This window comes from Cupriavidus sp. FW305-46 (genome assembly GCF_058787075.1).
The window spans coordinates 60,045-78,614 of record NZ_JBYSZI010000034.1 but is presented as its reverse complement, the minus strand read 5'-3'; the positions used below and the strand labels follow the sequence as shown (position 1 = coordinate 78,614).

14 protein-coding genes are annotated in these 18,570 nt (G+C 69.3%); 6 read left to right on the top strand and 8 right to left on the bottom strand.

Annotated elements, in window-relative coordinates:
* The 4 genes from treF to AC3WON_RS17755 all read right to left on the bottom strand — a co-directional run.
* Nucleotides 1-1,665 (bottom strand): alpha,alpha-trehalase TreF (treF, locus tag AC3WON_RS17770; RefSeq protein WP_492352390.1); only part of this gene is annotated, 1,665 nt, incomplete at its 3' end.
* Nucleotides 1,666-1,788: 123 nt separating this feature from the next.
* Nucleotides 1,789-3,213, bottom strand: coding sequence for a multidrug transporter subunit MdtD (mdtD, locus tag AC3WON_RS17765; protein ID WP_492352389.1), 1,425 nt, complete (start codon nucleotides 3,211-3,213; stop codon nucleotides 1,789-1,791).
* A gap of 117 nt (nucleotides 3,214-3,330) precedes the next feature.
* Nucleotides 3,331-4,434 (bottom strand): metal-dependent hydrolase, encoded by a 1,104-nt coding sequence (locus tag AC3WON_RS17760; RefSeq protein WP_492352388.1) that lies wholly within the window; start codon nucleotides 4,432-4,434, stop codon nucleotides 3,331-3,333.
* A complete protein-coding gene (locus AC3WON_RS17755) occupies nucleotides 4,410-5,033 on the bottom strand; it encodes a hypothetical protein (RefSeq protein ID WP_492352387.1) in 624 nt (207 codons plus the stop codon). The genes AC3WON_RS17760 and AC3WON_RS17755 overlap by 25 nt, the downstream gene beginning before the upstream one ends.
* A 278-nt stretch (nucleotides 5,034-5,311) precedes the next feature.
* On the opposite strand from AC3WON_RS17755, the gene AC3WON_RS17750 reads away from it, so the two are divergent.
* Genes AC3WON_RS17750 through AC3WON_RS17740 form a run of 3 tightly spaced genes read left to right on the top strand, consistent with a single transcriptional unit; the run spans nucleotide 5,312 to nucleotide 9,674 of the window.
* Nucleotides 5,312-8,158: an AMP-binding protein gene (locus AC3WON_RS17750; protein WP_492317265.1), complete on the top strand. Its 2,847-nt coding sequence runs from the start codon at nucleotides 5,312-5,314 to the stop codon at nucleotides 8,156-8,158.
* 59 nt (nucleotides 8,159-8,217) lie between these two features.
* Nucleotides 8,218-9,237, top strand: coding sequence for a TerC family protein (locus AC3WON_RS17745; RefSeq protein ID WP_492352386.1), 1,020 nt, complete (start codon nucleotides 8,218-8,220; stop codon nucleotides 9,235-9,237).
* Between the two features lie 11 nt (nucleotides 9,238-9,248).
* Nucleotides 9,249-9,674: a universal stress protein gene (locus AC3WON_RS17740; protein WP_492317263.1), complete on the top strand. Its 426-nt coding sequence runs from the start codon at nucleotides 9,249-9,251 to the stop codon at nucleotides 9,672-9,674.
* A gap of 27 nt (nucleotides 9,675-9,701) precedes the next feature.
* On the opposite strand, the gene AC3WON_RS17735 is transcribed toward AC3WON_RS17740, so the two are convergent.
* Entirely contained in the window at nucleotides 9,702-11,900 is a 2,199-nt protein-coding gene (locus AC3WON_RS17735) for a TonB-dependent receptor family protein (RefSeq protein WP_492317259.1), read from the bottom strand.
* 313 nt (nucleotides 11,901-12,213) lie between these two features.
* On the opposite strand from AC3WON_RS17735, the gene AC3WON_RS17730 reads away from it, so the two are divergent.
* On the top strand, nucleotides 12,214-12,834 hold the full coding sequence (locus tag AC3WON_RS17730) for a flavodoxin family protein (protein ID WP_010811027.1): 621 nt from the start codon (nucleotides 12,214-12,216) through the stop codon (nucleotides 12,832-12,834).
* A gap of 73 nt (nucleotides 12,835-12,907) precedes the next feature.
* Here AC3WON_RS17730 and AC3WON_RS17725 read toward each other — a convergent pair whose 3' ends face one another.
* Nucleotides 12,908-13,867, bottom strand: coding sequence for a LysR family transcriptional regulator (locus tag AC3WON_RS17725; protein WP_492352385.1), 960 nt, complete (start codon nucleotides 13,865-13,867; stop codon nucleotides 12,908-12,910).
* A 119-nt stretch (nucleotides 13,868-13,986) separates the two neighbouring features.
* Between AC3WON_RS17725 and AC3WON_RS17720 the strand changes: the two genes are divergently transcribed.
* Entirely contained in the window at nucleotides 13,987-15,156 is a 1,170-nt protein-coding gene (locus AC3WON_RS17720; protein ID WP_114133244.1) for a M20 aminoacylase family protein, read from the top strand.
* 67 nt (nucleotides 15,157-15,223) lie between these two features.
* Nucleotides 15,224-16,549 carry an MFS transporter gene (locus AC3WON_RS17715; RefSeq protein ID WP_492352384.1) on the top strand — a complete coding sequence of 442 codons (1,326 nt, stop codon included), beginning with the start codon at nucleotides 15,224-15,226 and terminating at the stop codon, nucleotides 16,547-16,549.
* Between the two features lie 10 nt (nucleotides 16,550-16,559).
* Here AC3WON_RS17715 and AC3WON_RS17710 read toward each other — a convergent pair whose 3' ends face one another.
* On the bottom strand, nucleotides 16,560-17,381 hold the full coding sequence (locus tag AC3WON_RS17710) for an HpcH/HpaI aldolase/citrate lyase family protein (RefSeq protein ID WP_492352383.1): 822 nt from the start codon (nucleotides 17,379-17,381) through the stop codon (nucleotides 16,560-16,562).
* An 11-nt stretch (nucleotides 17,382-17,392) separates the two neighbouring features.
* The gene (locus AC3WON_RS17705; protein ID WP_492352382.1) at nucleotides 17,393-18,565 is read right to left on the bottom strand and encodes a CaiB/BaiF CoA transferase family protein; all 1,173 of its coding nucleotides are present in this window, start codon (nucleotides 18,563-18,565) and stop codon (nucleotides 17,393-17,395) included.
* Nucleotides 18,566-18,570: the final 5 nt, after the last annotated feature.

Below are 18,570 nucleotides of genomic sequence, written 5' to 3'. Positions count from 1 at the left end.
GCCCCGGGCCGCCCCTTCGATATGCCGGATGCGATATTTCTCCACCAGCTTGCATTCATGGGTGTAGAGACTGGCCACGGTCGCCAGCCAGCGCTGCGCGATCTCGCGCGCCAGGTCGTCGTGGCCATAGCGCACCAGCCCGCGCACGGCCAGCCATTGCAACGGCGCCCAGCCATTGGGATGGTCCCATTGCTGGCCCGAAGCACATTCCGTGGTGGCCAGCCCGCCGTCAACCAGCAGCCGGTCCTTCACCGCCTGTGCCACGGCTTGCGCCTGCGGCGGCAGCGCAAGACCGAGATAGAGCGGCATCACCGTTGCAGCGGTCAGGCACAGCCGCGGCGCGCCGCGGCACCAGTCGTAGTCGACAAAGGCGCCGGCGTGGTCGTTCCACATGTATTGCAGGATGGCTGCCTCGCGCCGCCGCGCCGCCACGCGATAAGCCTCTGCCGCGGCATCGCCCGCCTGCTCGCACAGCGCGGCGAGGCGCGTTTCCAGGTGCCAGAGCAGTGCGTTGAGGTCGACCGGCAGCATCGCCGTGGTCCGGATGGTGGCAAGGTCCGCGGGCTGGCCGGTGGGCGTGGATGGCGAATCGAGCCAGCGCGAGCTGAAGTCCCATCCCGATTCCGCCGCGGCGCGCAGGTCGCGGAACACCAGGTGATGCGGCCGGCCGCTGCGCATCGCGGTCTCCATGTCTTCCAGGAAGGCTTCCTCGCGCGGCCACGGGCGGTCGTCCCAGTAGCGGTTCAGCACCGCGCCGTCGGGCAGGCACACCACCCGCCGGTGCGCATGGCCCGGCCGCACGCAGTCGGCACCGTCCATCCAGAAGGCGTATTCCCGGCGCAGCTGCGGCAGGAAGTCGATGGCGCTGGCCAACTGCTCGCGCTCGAGCAGGTCCACCATCAGCGCAAACACCGGCGGCTGCGAGCGGCTCAGGTAGTAGTTGCGCGTGCCGTTCGGCACCAGGCCATAGGTGTCGATCAGGTAGGCGAAGTTCCGCGCCATCTCCACCATCAGGTCGCCGCGCCCGCTGCCGGCCAGCCCCTCCATGGTGAAGTAGGAGTCCCAGTAATACAGCTCGCCGAAGCGCCCACCCGGCACCACATAGCGGTGCGGCAGCGGCAACAGCGACGACAGCGGCGGATGGGCCACGGGCTCGCGCGTCAGCACCGGCCACAGGCCATCGATATGTTCGCGCAGGGTGCTGGCCGGGTCTGACACGTAGTGGCTCTCCGGCACGGTGGCGCGGGTGAAATGCGCCTGCACGAAATCAGCCAGACAGAATCCCGGCGTGTCGCGCGTTTCGCGGTAGCGCGCCACGATCAGGTCCGGGTCGCAGTTGGGAATGCAGTCAGGGAAGGTCTTGCTGTCGGCAAACAGGCCGCTGTGCTGGACGTCGACGAACAGCTCGCAGTAGCGCGCCGCGGGCGACAGCATATCGGCGCAGGCGCAGCCGGGCAGCGTGTGCGGCGGCGGGCAGTCCCGGTCCGTGACCAGCGCCGGCTGCGCCGCCGCATGGACCTTGCCGGGCGCCGCCGATGGCCCCGGCACCGCGCCGGCGCCGTCAGGGGTGGCCGGGGCCGTGCGCGGCACCGTGCTGCCGCCGGCAGTGGCGCCTGACGACGGCGGAATGGCGGGTTCGGTCTCGGGCTTGCCTGTCGGCTGCATGGGCGCCTCCTTGCACCGGGCGCTGCCGGCTCATTTGGATAGGAGCCGCGAAGTGCCGGGTAAGTTCGCGGCCGCCCCCCGCAAAGCGGCCCATGTGTCACGCAGGCGCCAGGGCGCAGGCGTTCACACCTCCTTCTCGCCATGCTGCACCGGTATCGCCGGCGCAGCTTCGCGCACCCCCAGCTGCATGAAGATCCAGGCCGACGCGCACGTGATCAGCCCCATGCAGACAAAGGTGGCATGAAACGCCGGCAGCACCGCCGTGGAATCGCCGCCGAAGCGGTGCTGGAAGGTCGCCAGCAAGGCGCCCGCCGCGGTCACCGCCAGGCTCATCGACAGCATCTGCACCATCGACAACATGCTGTTGCCGCTGCTGGCGCCGGCCCCGCTCAGGTCCTTCAGCGTGACCGTGTTCATGGCCGTGAACTGGATCGAATTGACCATGCCGAACAGCGCCAGCAGCGGGACCAGCAGCCACAGCGGCAACTGCGGCGTGATCAGCGCAAAGGCGGCCATCACCAGCCCCACCACGAAGGTATTGGCCACCAGCACGCGGCGGTAGCCGTGGCGCTGGATCAGGCGCGTGGCCAGGCGCTTGGAGGCCATGCCGGCGGCGGTGACGGGCAACATCATCAGGCCTGCATCGAACGGCGAATAGCCCAGGCTGATCTGCAGCGTCAGCGGGATCAGGAACGGCATCGAGCCGTTGCCGATCCGTGCGAACAGGTTGCCCAGCAGCCCCACGCTGAAGCTGTGGATGCGGAACAGCCGCAGCGGGAACAGCGGCTGCTTGCGCCGGTTGGCGTGCAGCCCGTAGGCGGTCAGCGCGGCCATGCTGGCGATCAGCAGCATCAGCACGGTGGCGTGCTGGAAGCCCAGCCCGGCCAGCCCGTCGAGCGAGAACGACAGCGACAGCATGGCGATGGCCAGCAGCAGGTAGCCGGCGATGTCGAAGGGCCCGATGCCGGTCAGCCGCGCGTTGGGCATATAGCGCACCGTGGCCAGTGCGCCCAGCAGCCCGACCGGCACGTTGATCAGGAAGATCCAGTGCCACGACAGCACCTGCGTCAGCCAGCCGCCCAGCGTCGGCCCGATCAGCGGGCCGATCATGCCGGGGATGGCGACGAAGCTCAGCGCCTGCAGGTACTGCTCGCGCGGGAAGGTGCGCAGCACCGAGAGCCGCCCCACCGGCAGCAGCATGGCCCCGCCCACGCCCTGCACCACGCGCGCGCCGATCAGGAAGTTCAGCGTCGGCGCGTAGGCGCACAGCAGCGAACCCACCACGAACAGCCCGATGGCGGTCTGGAAGATGGTGCGGGTGCCGAAGCGGTCAGCCAGCCAGCCCGAGGCCGGGATGACCACCGCCATGGTCAGCGAGTAGGCAATCACCACCGACTGCATCCGCAGCGGACTCTCGCCCAGGCTGTGCGCCATTGATGGCAGCGCGGTGTTGACGATGGTCGAGTCCAGCGTCTGCATGAAGAAGCCGACCGCCACCACCCACAGCATGATGCGGCGGGTGCGGTCGTCGGGCTGGGGTGTGGTCATGTGGCGGGCTCCGGGCCGGCCGGGCCCCGGAATCCCGGTATGCGCCGGCCAAAGCCGACACCTTAAAGGTCTATCGCGGAACAGGCAAATCGATGCGTGGCCAAGCGCCGCGCTGCCCTAGTCCAGGCGCTGGCGCTGGTCCTGGCTGAAATAGGCAAGCCGGTACAGCCGCCACGGTGCCTGCGCACTGTCGCGGCAATAGCCATAGCGGAAGGTGTCTTCCACCGCGGGCAGGTCGTAGCGCAGGTCGGTGAACCAGACGCAGGCGACCGCTGCGCCCGGCGGCACGGATCGTGATGCCCGCATCGACGTGATGGCGGACAAGGCCGGATAGACCGCGAACTGCCTGAAATCGGCAAAGTCCGGCCGCACCCAGAGCTGCCATGCCAGCGCCTGCTCAGCCGGCGCCTCCGGCAGCCGCGGCCGCTTGGTCCAGGCCATCCGCGCGGGCGGCTCGTAGGCCCTGGCCATGGCCGGCAGGCCGCCCAGCACCTGCCATTGCGGCACCCAGGCCGGATGCCCGGCCAGGTTGACGTGGGCGACGCGGTAGTCCGCCTCCGCGCGGGCAATCAGTTTCCAGTTGAACGGAGAGAACGGCTGGGGCAGCGCATCCACGCGCTGCGCCTGGATGCCGGCGGCGCGCAAGGATTCGTTGCCCACTGCCAGCGCCCGTTGCCTGAGCACGCCCTGGACGCCGACATAGACGCACAGCAGCGCCATGCCCGCCAGCGCTGCGCGGCCGCGCCGCTGCGGTGCCAGGAACAGTGTCAGGACCAGTCCGGACACGACAATGCCGCTCAGCAGCGGATCGATCAGGAAGCTGGTACCAAGGCTGAAGCGCCGTTCGGAGCCGGGATAGAAGATGCGGGTGCCATAAACGGTGATCAGGTCCAGCGCGATATGGCTGGCCACGCCAAGGCAACTGACGGCGAACGCTTCCCTCCAGGCCTCGCGCCGGCGCGCCGCCAGGCAGAACAGGCCGGCAAGCAGCGCGCCCCAGGCAGGGAGCAGCAGCAGCGAATGGGTCGGCCCCTGGTGCCACTGCGCCAGGAAACGCAGCGGATGGACCAAAAAGCCCAGGAAATCGATATCCGGAAAGGCACCGGCGGCAGCGCCAAGCAGCAGGCGTTCGCGCGTGCTGAGTCGCCGGCCGGGGATCTCGGCCATGGGGATGGCAAACGCTGCCTGCGCCCCCATCAAGGCATGGGTGATCGTGTCCATCCGGACCGGGCTTCCTTGTCGACAGGGCGGCGCCAGGCCAGGCGCTCGGCGCAGCGCAGTTGGCGTTCGAGCCACGCCTGCGTGCGGCCGGAATCCGGCGAACGGTCGCGCAGCCAACAGCCAAAGGTGGAGAGGAAGATGCCGGTCAGCACGACCTCGCCCGCTTCGCGGCGCCAGCCGGATTCGGGCAGGCGCGCCGATTCCCGCAGCCATTGCACGGTGCGGCTGATATGCAGCAGGCCCTGCACCTGCAGATGCACGTGCTCCGGCTGCAGCTTGTAGCGCAGCATCTGGGCGGTGAGCTGCCGGTGCGGGGCCAGCGCCTCGAGCCAGGCGAGGATGGCCTGCTCCAGGCGCTCGCGGTGGGACAGGGCGGCCCAGCCTTCACGCGAGGAAGCGCGCACGAGCGCAAGGTCGGCCCGTTCGAACCAGGCCTCGGCCAGGTCGTCCTTCTGCCGGTAATGCCGATGGATCTGGTCCAGGCCAATGCCCATGTCGTCGGCGACGTCATGCAGGTGCAGGGCATCCCAGCCGCTGCGCTCGCCCAGCATCAGGGCAACCTCCAGGATCCGGCCGGCCAGGGCTGCATCATCGTTCATGGCTTTGCCATCCTCGGGAATGCGCGTCCGCGCTCTACCTTCCAGCATAGAAAGGCAGCCCGCACGCGGGCGCGGATTTCATTGTCATGTGCACGATGCTGCCGGATCGGCGTGCAGTCGGGGGCTTGCCCGCCTGTGCCCGGTTCGGCACCTGCCTCGACAATTTCCCCACGCAGCCTATCTTTAGGGTGTCAGTCCAGGCGTCATCGGCAAGGGCCGCCGTGCCAGCCAGCACTCGGCGGCGGCCGCGGTGTCGCGTGGACAGAGGCCGTACGCGCATGAAAGCGGATTCTCCCCCGAGGCAGAACTACGAAGATGCCCTGCTCGGCATCGTGCGGGAGATGTCTTCGGCCATGCGCCCGCCGGCAGAGTCCGAAGTGACGGCCGCGCTGGACAGCACGCTCGAAGGCGACCTGGGCTTCGACAGCCTGACGCGCGCCGAGCTGCTGACCCGCCTTGAACACCGCTTCGGCGTCAGCCTGCCGGAGCAGGTGCTGGCCCAGGCCGACACCCCGCGCGCGCTGCTGCGCGCCTTGCTCGCCGCCCAGGACCTGCCGCCCGGCGCGAGCGGCACGCACCTGCGCCAGGCCCGCCCTGCCCCGGCGGCACAGGCGCCCGACAGCGCCGCCACCTTGCCGGACGTGCTGCGCTGGCACTTGCGCAGCCACCCGGAGCGCACCCACATCATCCTGCAGGACGGCGACGGCGCAGACACGCAGATCAGCTTTGCTCAACTGCACCGCGGCGCCGCGGCCATCGCCGCCGGGCTGGTGTCCCGCGGCGTGAGCGCGGGCACGGCGGTGGCCATCATGCTGCCTACCAGCCCCGACTACTTCTACAGCTTCTGCGGCGTGCTGCTGGCGGGCGGGATTCCGGTACCGCTCTACCCGCCGGCGCGGCTGGCGCAGATCGGCGACCACCTGCAGCGCCACGCCGGCATCCTGGCCAACGCGCAGGCGCCGGTCCTGATCACGGTGGCACAGGCGCGGCCGCTGGCGGCCCTGCTCAAGGCCAGCACGGGAACGCTGCATAGCGTGCTCACGCCGCAGGAGCTGGCGGACGGCGGCGGCGCCCCGGTCCATCCGATGCTGCGCACGCACGACATCGCCCTGCTGCAATACACCTCGGGCAGCACCGGCTCGCCCAAGGGGGTCGTGCTCAGCCATGCCAACCTGCTGGCCAACCTGCGCGCCATGGGCAAGACCCTGGCCGTCGGCTCGCAAGACGTCTTTGTCAGCTGGCTGCCGCTCTATCACGACATGGGCCTGATCGGCGCCTGGCTGGGCAGCCTGTACTACGCCTACCCGCTGGTGGTGATGTCGCCGCTTGCCTTCCTGGCGCGGCCCGAGCGCTGGCTCTGGGCGATCCACAAGTACCGCGGCACGCTCTCGGGCGGGCCCAATTTCGCCTTCGAGCTGTGCCTGCGCAAGCTGGCCAATGCCGACCTGGCCGGGCTCGACCTGTCCAGCTGGCGCTTCGTCTTCAATGGCGCGGAGCCGGTAAGCCTGCAGACCATGCGCGCCTTCATGGAGCGCTTTGCCCGCTACGGCCTGCGCCCGCAGGCTGCCGCGCCGGTGTACGGGCTGGCGGAGGCCTCGCTGGGCCTGACCTTTCCGCCGCTTGGCCGAGGGCTGGCGGCCGACCGCATCGACCGCGACGAATTCACGCGCACTGCCGTGGCCGTGCCCGCGGGCGAACACGCGCCCACTGGCGAGCGCGAGACCCTGGAATTCCCGTCCTGCGGCCGGCCGCTGTCCGGCCACGAAGTCCGCATCGTCGACGCCACCGGACGCGAACTGGGCGAGCGGCATGAGGGCCTGCTGCAGTTCCGCGGCCCTTCGGCCACCAGCGGCTATTTCCGCAATCCCGTGCAGACCCGCCAGCTGTTCGACCGCGGCTGGCTGAACACCGGCGACTATGCCTATATGGCGGCCGATGAGGTCTATATCACCGGGCGCGCCAAGGAAACCATCGTGCGCGGCGGCCGCAATATCTATCCCTACGAACTGGAGCAGGCGGTCGGCGCCATCCCCGGCATACGCAAGGGCTGCGTGGCCGTGTTCGGCAGCCCCGATCCGGATAGCGGCACCGAACGCATCGTGGTGATGGCGGAGACCGCAGAGAAGGATGTGCAGGCGCGCCGGGCGCTGCACCGGCAGGCGCTGAAGACCGCCCTCGACGTGCTGGGCATGCCGCCCGACCACATCGCCCTGGTGCCGCCGCACAGCATCCTGAAGACATCGAGCGGCAAGATCCGGCGCGCCGCCTGCCGCGAGCGCTTCGAGCACGGGCGCCCCGGCCGCGGCGTGGAAGCGCCCTGGCTGCAGATCGCGCGCTTTGGCTGGCGCGCGCTGCGGCCGGAGCTGCGGCGCGGCCGGCAGACCGCCGCGGGCCTGTCCTACGCCCTCTATGCCTGGCTCCTGTTCGCAACGCTGGCGCCGGCGACCTGGCTGGCATCGGTTGCGCTGCACCGGCCGGCACTGGGCTGGACGCTCAGCCACCACGTTGCCCGGCTGTTTCTCAGGCTGGGCGCGGTGCCCTGGTTCGTGCAAGGGCTTGAGCACCTGCCGCGCGACCGGCCCTGCATCCTGGTCTCGAACCATGCCAGCTACCTGGACGGTATCGTGCTGGTGGCGGCGCTGCCCACGCCGGTATGCATGGTCGCCAAGCGCGAGCTGCAGGGCCAGCGCATTCCCGGCACCTACCTGGCCAGCATCGGCGCCGACTTCATCGACCGCTTCGATAACGTGCGCGAGCACGAGGACGTGGAGCGCGTGGTGGCCGCGGTGCGCGCCGGGCATTCGGCGCTGTTCTTCCCCGAAGGCACCTTCGGCCGCGCGCCGGGGCTGCAGGCATTCCGCTCGGGCGCCTTCCTGGCGGCCGCGCGGGCCGGCGCGCCGGTGGTGCCGGTCGCCATCCGCGGCACCCGCTCGGTGCTGCGCGACGGCCAGTGGCTGCCGCGCCGCGGGCCGATCGGCGTGGTCATCGGCAGCCCGCTCTGGCCGGACGGCGCAGACTGGCCCGCCGCCATGCGCCTGCGCAACACTGCCCGCGCCGAGATCCTGCACTACTGCGGCGAACCGGATGCGCGGCGCACGACGCACCGGGATGCGAGGCGGGCCTAGTGTGCCGCGCCGCGAGGAACTTGCCATGACATCTGCCGACGGAGCAGGACACTAGCGGCATGGATACCTTTGCCACCGCGCCGATGTGGGCCGGCTTCCTGGTCCTGGTGCTGGGAACGCTGGTCATCGACGTGTTCGTCCTTGGCGGCCGGCACGCGCACCGCGTTTCGACGCGCGAGGCGCTGGGCTGGACCCTGGCCTGGTCGACGCTGGCCGTGCTCTTCGGCATCGCGCTGTGGTGGCTGCTGGCCGGGAGCGCCGGACGCGAGGCCGCAGACCGCAAGGTGCTGGAGTTCTATACCGGCTACCTGATCGAGCTGTCGCTGTCGGTCGACAATATGTTCGTGTTCGCGATGATCTTCGGCTACTTTGCGGTGCCGCCGGAGTTGCAGCGCAGGGTGCTGCTGTTCGGCGTGGTCGGCGCGATCGTGATGCGCGCCGTCATGATCCTGCTCGGCGTTTGGCTGATCAGCGAATTCTCGTGGATCCTTTATGTGTTCGGCGTGTTCCTGCTGTTCACCGGCATCAAGATGCTGTTCGTTTCCAGGCGTACCCCCGATCTCTCGCGCAATCCCATCGTTCGCTTCCTGTGCGCGCATATGCGGATCACCGCGGACTATCGCGGCGAGCACTTCTTCGTGCGCATCGACGGCTTGCGCCATGCGACGCCGATGTTCCTGGTGGTGCTGCTGGTCGAGGCGACCGACCTGGTGTTTGCCGTCGACAGCATTCCGGCCATCTTCGCTGTCACCACCGATCCCTTCATTGTCTTCACCTCGAACATCTTCGCCATCATGGGGCTGCGGGCGCTGTATTTCCTGCTGGCCAACCTGGCGCAGCATTTCCATTACCTGAAGTACGGCCTGGCCATCGTGCTGGCCTTTATCGGCGCCAAGATGCTGGCCGAGCCGTGGTTCCATGTGCCGGTGCACTGGTCTCTCGGCGCCGTCGCCATGACGTTGTTCGTGTCCGTCCTGGTCAGCCGGGCCAGGGCCAGGCGCACGCTTGCGCACGCCGGGGACGAACTGGGCGGCCACTGCGCCCCGCGTGAGCGCAGGGCGGGGAACCGGCGCACATAAGGAGCGATTCCATGAACAAGATCCTGCTTGCGACCGACGGGTCGGCCTATAGCGACGCGGCCGCCCGCTACCTGGTACAGAATCCCCTGTTCAGCCGCGACTTCGTGGTACACGTGGTGCACTGCGAACCGGATGTGGCTGGCGACATCAAGACCTTCATCGACCGGTCCACCCTGGATGCCTGGCATCGCGAACAGAACGAGAAGGCGATGCAGTCCGTGGCCAGCATCCTGGGCGAGGCCGGTATCGCTTGCGAGTGCCATGGCTTCGTCGGCTTCGCACCGGCCCGCATCGTCGAGTATGCGAGCAGTATCGGCGCCAGCCTGATCGTGATGGGTTCGCACGGCCGCGGCGGATTCCTGGATGCCATCATCGGCTCGGTGGCCAGGCGGGTGCTTGCGCACGCGCACTGCCCGGTGCTGCTGGTCAGGAGCTAGCCACAGCAGAGCGCCACCCGGCGCATCTCACAGGGCAGCGCGCAGCCCCAGGAAGAAGCGCCGCCCGGGCGCGGGTTCGAAATACCGCCCGTTGGCCTCGTTGACGATCACCGAGCCGATATAGCGCCGGTCGGTGAGGTTGTCGATGCGGCCGAAGACGTAGAGCCGGGTCGGGCCGATGCGGAACTCATAGCCGGCGCGTAGGTTGAACACCGCATAGCCTGGCGCGGCCTGCGTGTTGAGGTCGTCGGCGTAGACGCGGCTGTCCACGCGCAGCTCGGCCCCCAGCGTCAGCGGCGCTGCCGGCCGCCATGACAGGTCCGCGCCCAGGCTGTGGCGCGCGGTGCCGGGCAGGCGCTTGCCGGCCGCCACGGTCTGGCCCTGCGCGTTGACGAAGCTGTCGCCGAAGTAAGCATCGAGCCAGGTATAGGCCAGTCCTGCCTCGATACGGCTGCCGCCGCCCTTGCCTGGCGTGCCCACCTCACCGAGAAAGCCACCGCGCCAGCCCAGTTCGAAGCCGCGCCGGTGCACGCCGCTGACATTCTGGTAGACGGTGCGCCCGGCATTGTTCGATTGGGGCACCACCTCGTCGTGGCTGTCGGCATCGAACAGCGCCGCCTCCAGCCGCTGCCCCGCCGCCTGCCACTTGATGCCGATCTCGCCCTGGCGGCTGGTGGAGGCCTGCAGCCCCAGGTTGCTGCCGACGCCGCCGGGGCCGTAGGCGACTTCGGTCAGCGTCGGCGTCTCGAAGCCGCGGCCGAGGTTGGCGTAGAGGTTGAGTGAGTCGAGCGCGTGCCACACCACGCCAAGCACGGGGCTGAGGTTGCTGTAGGTTGCGTTGCCACTGTCATCGGGGCTGGCCGCATTGATGAAGTGGTCATCAATGCCAAGCCGCACCCGGCTGGCGCGCACGCCGCCCACCAGTTGCCAGGACGGGTGGAAGGTCCAGTCGAACTGTGCAAAGGCGCCGAGGTCGGTCGCGGTATTGGTCTCGTCGCGGCGCAGCGCGCCTTGCGTGCCGTTCTGGTTGACGTAGCCGTTGCGGCCATCGCGCATGCCGTTGGCTTCGAGCCCGGCGCTCCACAGCAGCGGCAGGCCGGCGGCGGTGGTGGTGCGCCGGCTCCATGACAGCGCGGCGCCGCCGTAGGTGCGGTCCAGGTCGACGATGCCGCCGGCCGAATTCGGCGCGGCACCGCTGAAGCCCAGCCGCTGGTACAGGTTGCGCGTGCCGCCGTACAGGCGTGCCGACAGGCTGTCGGTCCCGGTCAGCTGGTGGTCCACCACCACGCCGGCCTGGGCCTGCTCGACATTCTTGCCGGTATCGAACTGGGTCGCTGCGGGCACCGCCTGGCGCGGGTTGGCATCGGCCTGCGCGCGCGTGAGCCCCAGCGGGTCCTGCGCCAGCGGCTGGTTGAAATAGTTGAACTGGCCGGTCACGCGCGTGCCGCTCGCCGGCTGCGCCACTACCTTGGCATTGAGCTGGTAGCGGCGCGCCGCGCTGTGGTCGCGGTAGCCGTCGGTCTGGTAGGTCCAGGCGTCGAGCGAACCGCCAAGCCGGTCGTTGCCGCCGGCCAGCGCGATGCCCGCCTGCCACTGGCCATCCGAGCCGAAGCCGGTCGACGCGCGCCCGCTAAAGCCATCCCTGGGCGGATCGGGCGTGAACACCTGCACCACGCCGCCCGACGCATTGCCATACATCTGTGCAAACGGGCCGCGCAGCACCTCGACGCGGCTGGCGTTGGCAAGGTCGGCAGTGGAAGCCTGGCCCTGCCCGTCCGGCATGGTGGCCGGGATGCCGTCGACATACAGGCGCACGCCGCGCACGCCGAAGGTGGAGCGCGTGCCAAAGCCACGCACCGCCAGTTGCAGGTCCTGCGAGTAGTTCTGCCGGTCGCGCACCGCCACGCCCGGCACGCCGGCCAGCACCTCGGACAGGTTCACCAGCGGCGTGGCGCTGCGCAGCGGATCGACCGGCACGCTGTCCACCGCCGCCGGCGCATCAAAGCGGCGCTGTTCGCTGCGGGTGGCGCTGACCACCACGTCGGGCAGGGTTTCGGCGGTGGCGGCGGCCACTGCCGTGCCGGGCGGGTCGGCGGCACGCGCGCCGGCGCTGGCCAGGACCAGCGCGGCGAACGCCAGCGCGGAGCGGTTCGCGAACGGGATGCCGGGGTTACCGGAACGGCGCTGCTGCCGGACCGCCAAAATCTGCCTGCCGCCTGGTTTCATGGGATCGGAAAGCGGTTGCGGGTTCTGGCGCGGATGTGGAGGCGCCGGGCACAGGTGAATGTGTCGCAACTTTATCGTCTCCACAGCACTATTGCCACGCGCTTGGCTGCGGGGAAAACCCGCGGAGGAGATGGAGCCGGCACCGGATTCTGGTTGTTCAGAAAAATTCAACAACTGATTGCATGGACGCTCACGCAGCCCGCCCCACGGCTCCCTACACTGCTTTCACCACCCGCCGCAACCGCACCAGTCCATCACGCGATGCAGCATAAGGGTATTCAGATTTTCGCTACTATCAAGGGGATCCGCCATCATGACCACCGCACAAACCCGCGTCGCCATCGTCTACCACAGCGGCTACGGCCACACCGCCAAGCAAGCCCAGGCCGTTGCGCGCGGCGCCGGCAATGTCGCAGGCACCGAAAGCCTGCTGATCCCGGTCGAGGACATCGACCAGCACTGGGACACGCTGGAACAGGTGGACGCCATCATCTTCGGCGCGCCGACCTACATGGGCAGCGCCTCGGCACAGTTCAAGGGTTTTATGGACGCCACCTCGCGCAATGTCTTTGCCAAGGGCGGCAAGTGGGCCAACAAGGTCGCAGCCGGCTTCACCAACGCGGCTTCGCGCTCCGGCGACAAGCTGGCCACGCTGCAGCAGATCGCGATCTTCGCGGCGCAGCACGGCATGCACTGGGTCAACCTGGGCCTGCCCCCGGGCCACAACAACTCCAAGTCGACCGAAGACTCGCTGAACCGCCACGGCTTCTTCCTGGGCGCCGCCGCTCAGTCCAACGCCGATGAAAGCGCCGACGTGGTGCCGCCGCTGGCCGATCTGCGCACCGCCGAGCACCTGGGTGCCCGCGTGGCCGAAGTGGCGCAGCAACTGGTCGCGGGCCGGCGCGCGCTGGCGGAACTGAAAGAAGCTGCCTGATCCGGCCGCACCCAGACGCATCGGCCCCGCATGGGGCCGATTTTCTTTTCCGGGCAGTCGCGAGCCTGGGCGGTCAGTACAAGACTTCCAGCGCGTCGAACAACTCGCTGTCCTTCTGCGCCGCCGAGCGCGCGCGGCGCCGGATTTCCTGCAGCAGGCAATCGGTGAAGCACTGCGCCGCGGGGCTGCCTACCGCATTGTGGCGCGTGATGATGCCGAGCCGGCTGGTCTCGAACTGCTCGGCCAGCGCAAAGACTTGGACCCAGCCGCGCATCGACTCGGTCAGCAGCAGCGGCCGCGGGCAATAGCTGATCATGCCGGCATTGCGGATCAGCTCCAGCAGCAGCGCGGTGGAGTGCGCGCAATGCAGCCGCGCCGGGTCGATGCGCGCTTCATGCTGCCAGAACAGGTTGCGCATAAAGGACTCGTAGCTGGCCGCGGTGTAGTTGACGACCCAGTCCTGCTCCAGCAGTCCGTGCAGCGACCGCGCATCCGCGCACGGATGCCCGCGCCGCGCGATCACGCACGAGGTGTAGGCAAGCAGCGGCTCGCACTCGAATTCCTGCGTGGACATCGCCGCCGTGAACGGCCCCACGGCGAAGTCCAGCGTGCCTTCGCGCAGGCGGGGCAAGGCCACCGCGGTCAGGCCTTCGAAGATCTCCACCTGCACGCCCGGCATGCGCTCGCGAAAGCGCAGCAGCACACGCGGCAGGAAAGTCAGCATGACCCAGGGCGTGACGCTGATGCTCAGCCGCCCCACCCCCTCGCCGCGCAGCGTGGCCAGTTCTTCACCGGCGCGGGCGAGCTGCCCGACCACCAGCCGGGCGTGGCCCAGCATGCGCTGCCCCGCGTCGGTCAGCGCCACGCCGCTGGCGGTACGCGACAGCAAGGGCAGCCGCGCCTCGCTTTCCAGCTCGCGCAGCGCCTTGGTGACCGCCGCCTGCGACAGCCCGACCAGTCGGGCGGCGGCGCGGATGCTGCCGGCATCGGCAACGGCTACCAGCGCCTGGATCTGGTGGAGTTTCATCGTCATGCGGTTCGGGATGGTGACAACCAATGGTTGTCAGGATAACAGTATTGCGGCTATCGGCACGCACGGGCCCTGCATAAGATCGCCCCACGCAATCCCCCGACCAAGCCTCCGGAGACCCCATGCATCCAGATCCCGTCCTGCCCGGCATCCGCGCCATCGAAGCCGAGATGGTGGACCTGCGTCACCGCATCCACGCCCATCCCGAGCTCGGCTTCGAGGAATTCGCCACCAGCGACCTGGTGGCGGAATGCCTGCAGGCCTGGGGCTATGCCGTGCATCGCGGCCTGGGCGGCACCGGCGTGGTGGGCACGCTGCGTCACGGCGAAGGCCGCGCCATCGGCCTGCGCGCCGACATGGATGCGCTGCCGATCCGCGAAGCCACGGGCCTGCCGTATGCCAGCAAGATCGACGGCAAGATGCATGCGTGCGGCCATGACGGCCACACCGCCACGCTGCTGGCCGCAGCCCGCTACCTGGCCGAGCACAAGCCTTTCCGCGGCACGCTGCACGTCATCTTCCAGCCGGCCGAGGAAGGCATGGGCGGCGCGCGCGAGATGATCCGGGACGGCCTGTTCCGCCTGTTTCCCTGCGATGCGGTGTTCGCGCTGCACAACATGCCCGGCCACCCGACCGGCAAGTTCGGCTTCCTGGGCGGGCCGTTCATGGCCTCGTCCGATACCGTCACGATCCGCGTCACCGGCCGCGGTGGCCACGGCGCGGTGCCGCACCGGGCGGTCGATCCGGTGGTGGCCTGCGCGTCGATGGTGATGGCGCTGCAGTCGGTGGTGGCGCGCAACGTGAACCCGCTCGACATGGCCATCGTGACCGTCGGCGCGATCGAGGCCGGCAAGGCGCCCAACGTGATCCCCGAGAGCGCCGAGCTGCGCCTGTCGGTGCGTGCGCTCAAGGCCGAGGTGCGCGACCTGCTGCAGGCGCGCATCACCGCGCTGGCGCATGCCCAGGCCGAAAGCTTCGGCGCCAGCGCCGAGGTGCACTACGACCGCCGCTACCCGGTGCTGGTCAACGACCCGGCCACCACCGGGATGGCGCGCGAGGTCGCGCGTGAATGGCTGGGCGAGGACGGCCTGATCGACAACATGGTGCCGCTGACCGGCAGCGAGGACTTCTCTTTCATGCTCGAGGAATGTCCGGGCTGCTACCTGATCGTCGGCAATGGCGATGGCGAGGGCGGCTGCATGGTGCACAACCCCGGCTACGACTTCAACGACGCCTGCCTGCCGCTTGCGGCCACCTACTGGGTCAAGCTGGTCGAGCGCTACCTGCGCTGAGCCACGCTGCGCCATCGACAATGACCGGCCAAGAGGCCGGCGCCACCCCACCCCACGGAGACACCGAATGCCCACTTCCCTGCCCGCGCAGCCGCTGGACGGCGCTTATGCCGCGCCCCCGGCCAGCCGCGCCGCACCGCGCCGTCGCGTGATCGCAGCCATCACCATTGGCAACGGCCTGGAGTTCTACGATTTCACCGTCTACAGCTTCTTCGCGGTACTGATCGGCCAGCTGTTCTTTCCCGTGAGCGGCAGCTTCGGCCAGCTGATGCTGTCGCTGGCCACGTTTGGCGTGGGCTTTGTCGCGCGCCCGCTCGGCGGCCTGCTGATCGGACTCTACGCCGACCGCGTGGGGCGCAAGCCGGCCATGGCGCTGACGCTGTGGCTGATGGGGCTGGGCTCGCTGCTGTTCGTGGTCACGCCCACCTATGCGCAGGCCGGCCTGGCCGCGCCGCTGCTGATCGTGCTGGCGCGGCTGCTGCAGGGCTTTGCGCTGGGCGGCGAGGTCGGGGCCTCCACGGCGCTGCTGATGGAGTACGCCGACGACCATTCCCGCGGCTACTACGGCAGCTGGCAGTTGTTCAGCCAGGGCGTGAGCGTGCTGCTGGGGGCGGTAGTCGGACTGTCGCTGACCAACGGCCTCTCGCCTGATGCCCTGCAAAGCTGGGGCTGGCGCGTGCCGTTCGCCATCGGCATCCTGGTGATCCCGCTCGGTCTCTATATCCGCCGCCACCTGGAAGAAACCGCCGAAGCGCCGGCCGCCTGCGCTCGGGGCCATGAACGCGCCGGCCTGGCTGAAATCTTCCGTGGGCACGGCCGCGTGGTGGTGGCCGGCGTGCTGGTGACGATCGGCGGCACCTCCGCCACCTATATCGTGCTGCACTACATGACCAGCTACGCGGTGACGGTACTGAAGATCCCGCTCGGGCTCAGCATGGCCGCCGGCTGCGTCGCCGCACTGGTGCAGGTGGCCCTGTCTGCGTATGCCGGCAGGCTGTCCGACCGCATCGGCCGCAAGCCCGCCATCCTGTGGTCGCGCGTGGCGATGCTGGTGCTGGTCTACCCCGCCTTCCTGCTGCTCAACGCACGGCCGTCGCTCGGCACGCTGCTGGCCGTGGTCGCGATGCTGGCCCTGCCGCTGGTGCTGAACGTGGTGCCGTCCGTGGTGCTGATCACTGAGTTGTTCCCGCGCCGCATCCGCGCGAGCGGGTTGTCGGTGGTCTATTGCATCGGCGTGCTGGTGTTCGGCGGCTTCGCGCAGCTGATCGCCACCTGGCTGATCGAACTGACCGGCAATGCCGGCGCGCCGGCGCTGTATGTGATCGGCTGCGGGCTGATTTCGCTGGTCGGGCTGGCGATGGTGCCGGAGACGGCGGGCAAGCGGCTGGACTGACTGTGGTGGACTACGCTCCGGACAAGATCCGGCGCGCGCGCTCCAGCACCGGACGGTCCACCATCTTGCCGTCCACCGCCACCGCGGCGCCGTCGGCAGCGGCGGCCGCGGCCAGTACGCGCCCGGCCCAGTGCCGTTCATCGGCCGACGGCGCCAGGCCGTCATGCACGCCGCGGACCTGGCCCGGATGGATCAGCAGCTTGGCGCCAAAGCCGAAGGCCCGGGCGCGGCGCGTTTCCGCGGCAAGTGCAGCGTCATCGCCGATTGCGGTGCAAACGCCATCCACGGGCGCGGGCAAACCGGCCGCGCGGGAATGAAGCACCAGCCGGCTGCGAAAGTAGTGCAACGCTTCGCCGTCGTCCTGCACGTCGAGATCGAACATCAGGTCGATGCTGCCGAACAGCAGCCGGACCACGCCGCCGGCACGCGCCAGCTCGCGCAAGCCGGCAAAGCCGGCGGCGTTCTCGACCAGCGGGAAACAGCGCACACCGGGCAATGCCGCAGCCAGTGCTTGAGCGCCGGCCGGGTCGGCCTTCGGCAGCACGATTTCCGCGACACCCTGTGCGCGGCACCAGGCGAGGTCGTCTTCGTAGTACGCGGTATCGGCCCCGTTGATGCGCACCAGCATGGCGACGCCGGCTGCCGCTGCCCGCTGGCCCAGCGCCGCCCATGGGGCGCCAAGCCCGTCGCGGGCCTGCCCCTTGTCGGCGGGCGCGACCGCATCCTCGAAATCGACAATGACGGCATCGGCGCCGGAGCCGATCGCCTTGGCGATGCGCTCCGGGCGCGAGGCCGGGACAAACAGGTAGCTGCGAGGATTGGCGATCGGCATGGCTGCTCCTTTCAGACCGCGCCGGCCGAGCGCAACGCGGCAATCTGCGCCGCGGTCTGGCCCAGTTCGGCCAGGATGGCATCGGTGCTCGCGCCGAGCGCCGGAATCGGGTCCATGCGTGCCTCGGTCATGCCCGGGGGCAGCAGCGCCGGCACCGGGCCCACCGGCGTGTCGACCTGGCGCCAGCGCTGGCGCGCCGCCAGCTGGGGGTGGTCCCAAACGTCAGCGATGGTATTGACCCGCGCATTGGCAATCCTGGCGGCCTCCAGCCGGTCGACCGCTTCGGTGGCGGTCAGGCCCGAGAAGCTGTCGACGATGCGCGCTCGCAGCGCCGCGCGGTTCTGGTTGCGCAGGCTGTTGCTGGCAAAGTCGGGATGCGTGGCGAGCTCGGGTTCGCCCAGCACCGCCTCGCAGAATACGACCCACTCGCGCTCGTTCTGCAGTCCCAGCATCACGGTCTTGCCATCGCCGGTCGGAAACGGGCCATAGGGATAGATGGTGGCATGTGCCGCTCCCGCGCGCGGCGGCGGCTCGGCGCCATCGAAGGCGTAGTAGAGCGGGAAGCCCATCCACTCCACCATCGATTCCAGCATCGAGATATCGATGCGCTTGCCGCGCCCGGTCTTGCCGCGTTCCAGCAGCGCGGCCAGGATATTGGTATAGGCATACATGCCAGCCGCAATATCGGCCACCGAGGCACCGGCCTTGACGCCGTCGTCCGGCGTGCCGGTCACGGAGACAAAGCCGGACTCGCTCTGGACCAGCAGGTCGTAGGCCTTCTTGTCGCGGTACGGGCCGTCGCTGCCATAGCCCGAGATATCGCACACGATCAGGCGCGGGTACTTTTCGCTCAGGCTGTCGAAGTCCAGGCCCAGGCGCGCGGCCGCGCCGGGCGCGAGGTTCTGCACCAGCACGTCCGCGCGTTCGAGCAGTCCGGCCAGCACGGGGGCGGCCCCGGCGTGCTTGACGTCGAGCGTCAGGCTCTCCTTGGAGCGGTTGGTCCAGACGAAGTGCGAAGACAAGCCGCGCACGCGCGTGTCGTAGGCGCGGGCAAAGTCGCCGCTGCCAGGCCGCTCGATCTTGATGATGCGCGCGCCCAGATCCGCCAGCTGGCGGGTGCAGAACGGGGCCGCGATCGCCTGCTCCAGGGAAACGACGGTGATGCCTTCGAGGGGATGGGGCATGGTGG

What these genes read in the sequence shown, in the direction of transcription:
- mdtD (WP_492352389.1), bottom strand. Translation starts at nt 3,213, where the DNA reads ATGACCACACCCCAGCCCGACGACCGCACCCGCCGCATCATGCTGTGG.
- AC3WON_RS17760 (WP_492352388.1), bottom strand. Translation starts at nt 4,434, where the DNA reads ATGGACACGATCACCCATGCCTTGATGGGGGCGCAGGCAGCGTTTGCC.
- AC3WON_RS17755 (WP_492352387.1), bottom strand. Translation starts at nt 5,033, where the DNA reads ATGAACGATGATGCAGCCCTGGCCGGCCGGATCCTGGAGGTTGCCCTG.
- AC3WON_RS17750 (WP_492317265.1), top strand. Translation starts at nt 5,312, where the DNA reads ATGAAAGCGGATTCTCCCCCGAGGCAGAACTACGAAGATGCCCTGCTC.
- AC3WON_RS17745 (WP_492352386.1), top strand. Translation starts at nt 8,218, where the DNA reads ATGGATACCTTTGCCACCGCGCCGATGTGGGCCGGCTTCCTGGTCCTG.
- AC3WON_RS17740 (WP_492317263.1), top strand. Translation starts at nt 9,249, where the DNA reads ATGAACAAGATCCTGCTTGCGACCGACGGGTCGGCCTATAGCGACGCG.
- AC3WON_RS17735 (WP_492317259.1), bottom strand. Translation starts at nt 11,900, where the DNA reads ATGAAACCAGGCGGCAGGCAGATTTTGGCGGTCCGGCAGCAGCGCCGT.
- AC3WON_RS17730 (WP_010811027.1), top strand. Translation starts at nt 12,214, where the DNA reads ATGACCACCGCACAAACCCGCGTCGCCATCGTCTACCACAGCGGCTAC.
- AC3WON_RS17725 (WP_492352385.1), bottom strand. Translation starts at nt 13,867, where the DNA reads ATGACGATGAAACTCCACCAGATCCAGGCGCTGGTAGCCGTTGCCGAT.
- AC3WON_RS17720 (WP_114133244.1), top strand. Translation starts at nt 13,987, where the DNA reads ATGCATCCAGATCCCGTCCTGCCCGGCATCCGCGCCATCGAAGCCGAG.
- AC3WON_RS17715 (WP_492352384.1), top strand. Translation starts at nt 15,224, where the DNA reads ATGCCCACTTCCCTGCCCGCGCAGCCGCTGGACGGCGCTTATGCCGCG.
- AC3WON_RS17710 (WP_492352383.1), bottom strand. Translation starts at nt 17,381, where the DNA reads ATGCCGATCGCCAATCCTCGCAGCTACCTGTTTGTCCCGGCCTCGCGC.
- AC3WON_RS17705 (WP_492352382.1), bottom strand. Translation starts at nt 18,565, where the DNA reads ATGCCCCATCCCCTCGAAGGCATCACCGTCGTTTCCCTGGAGCAGGCG.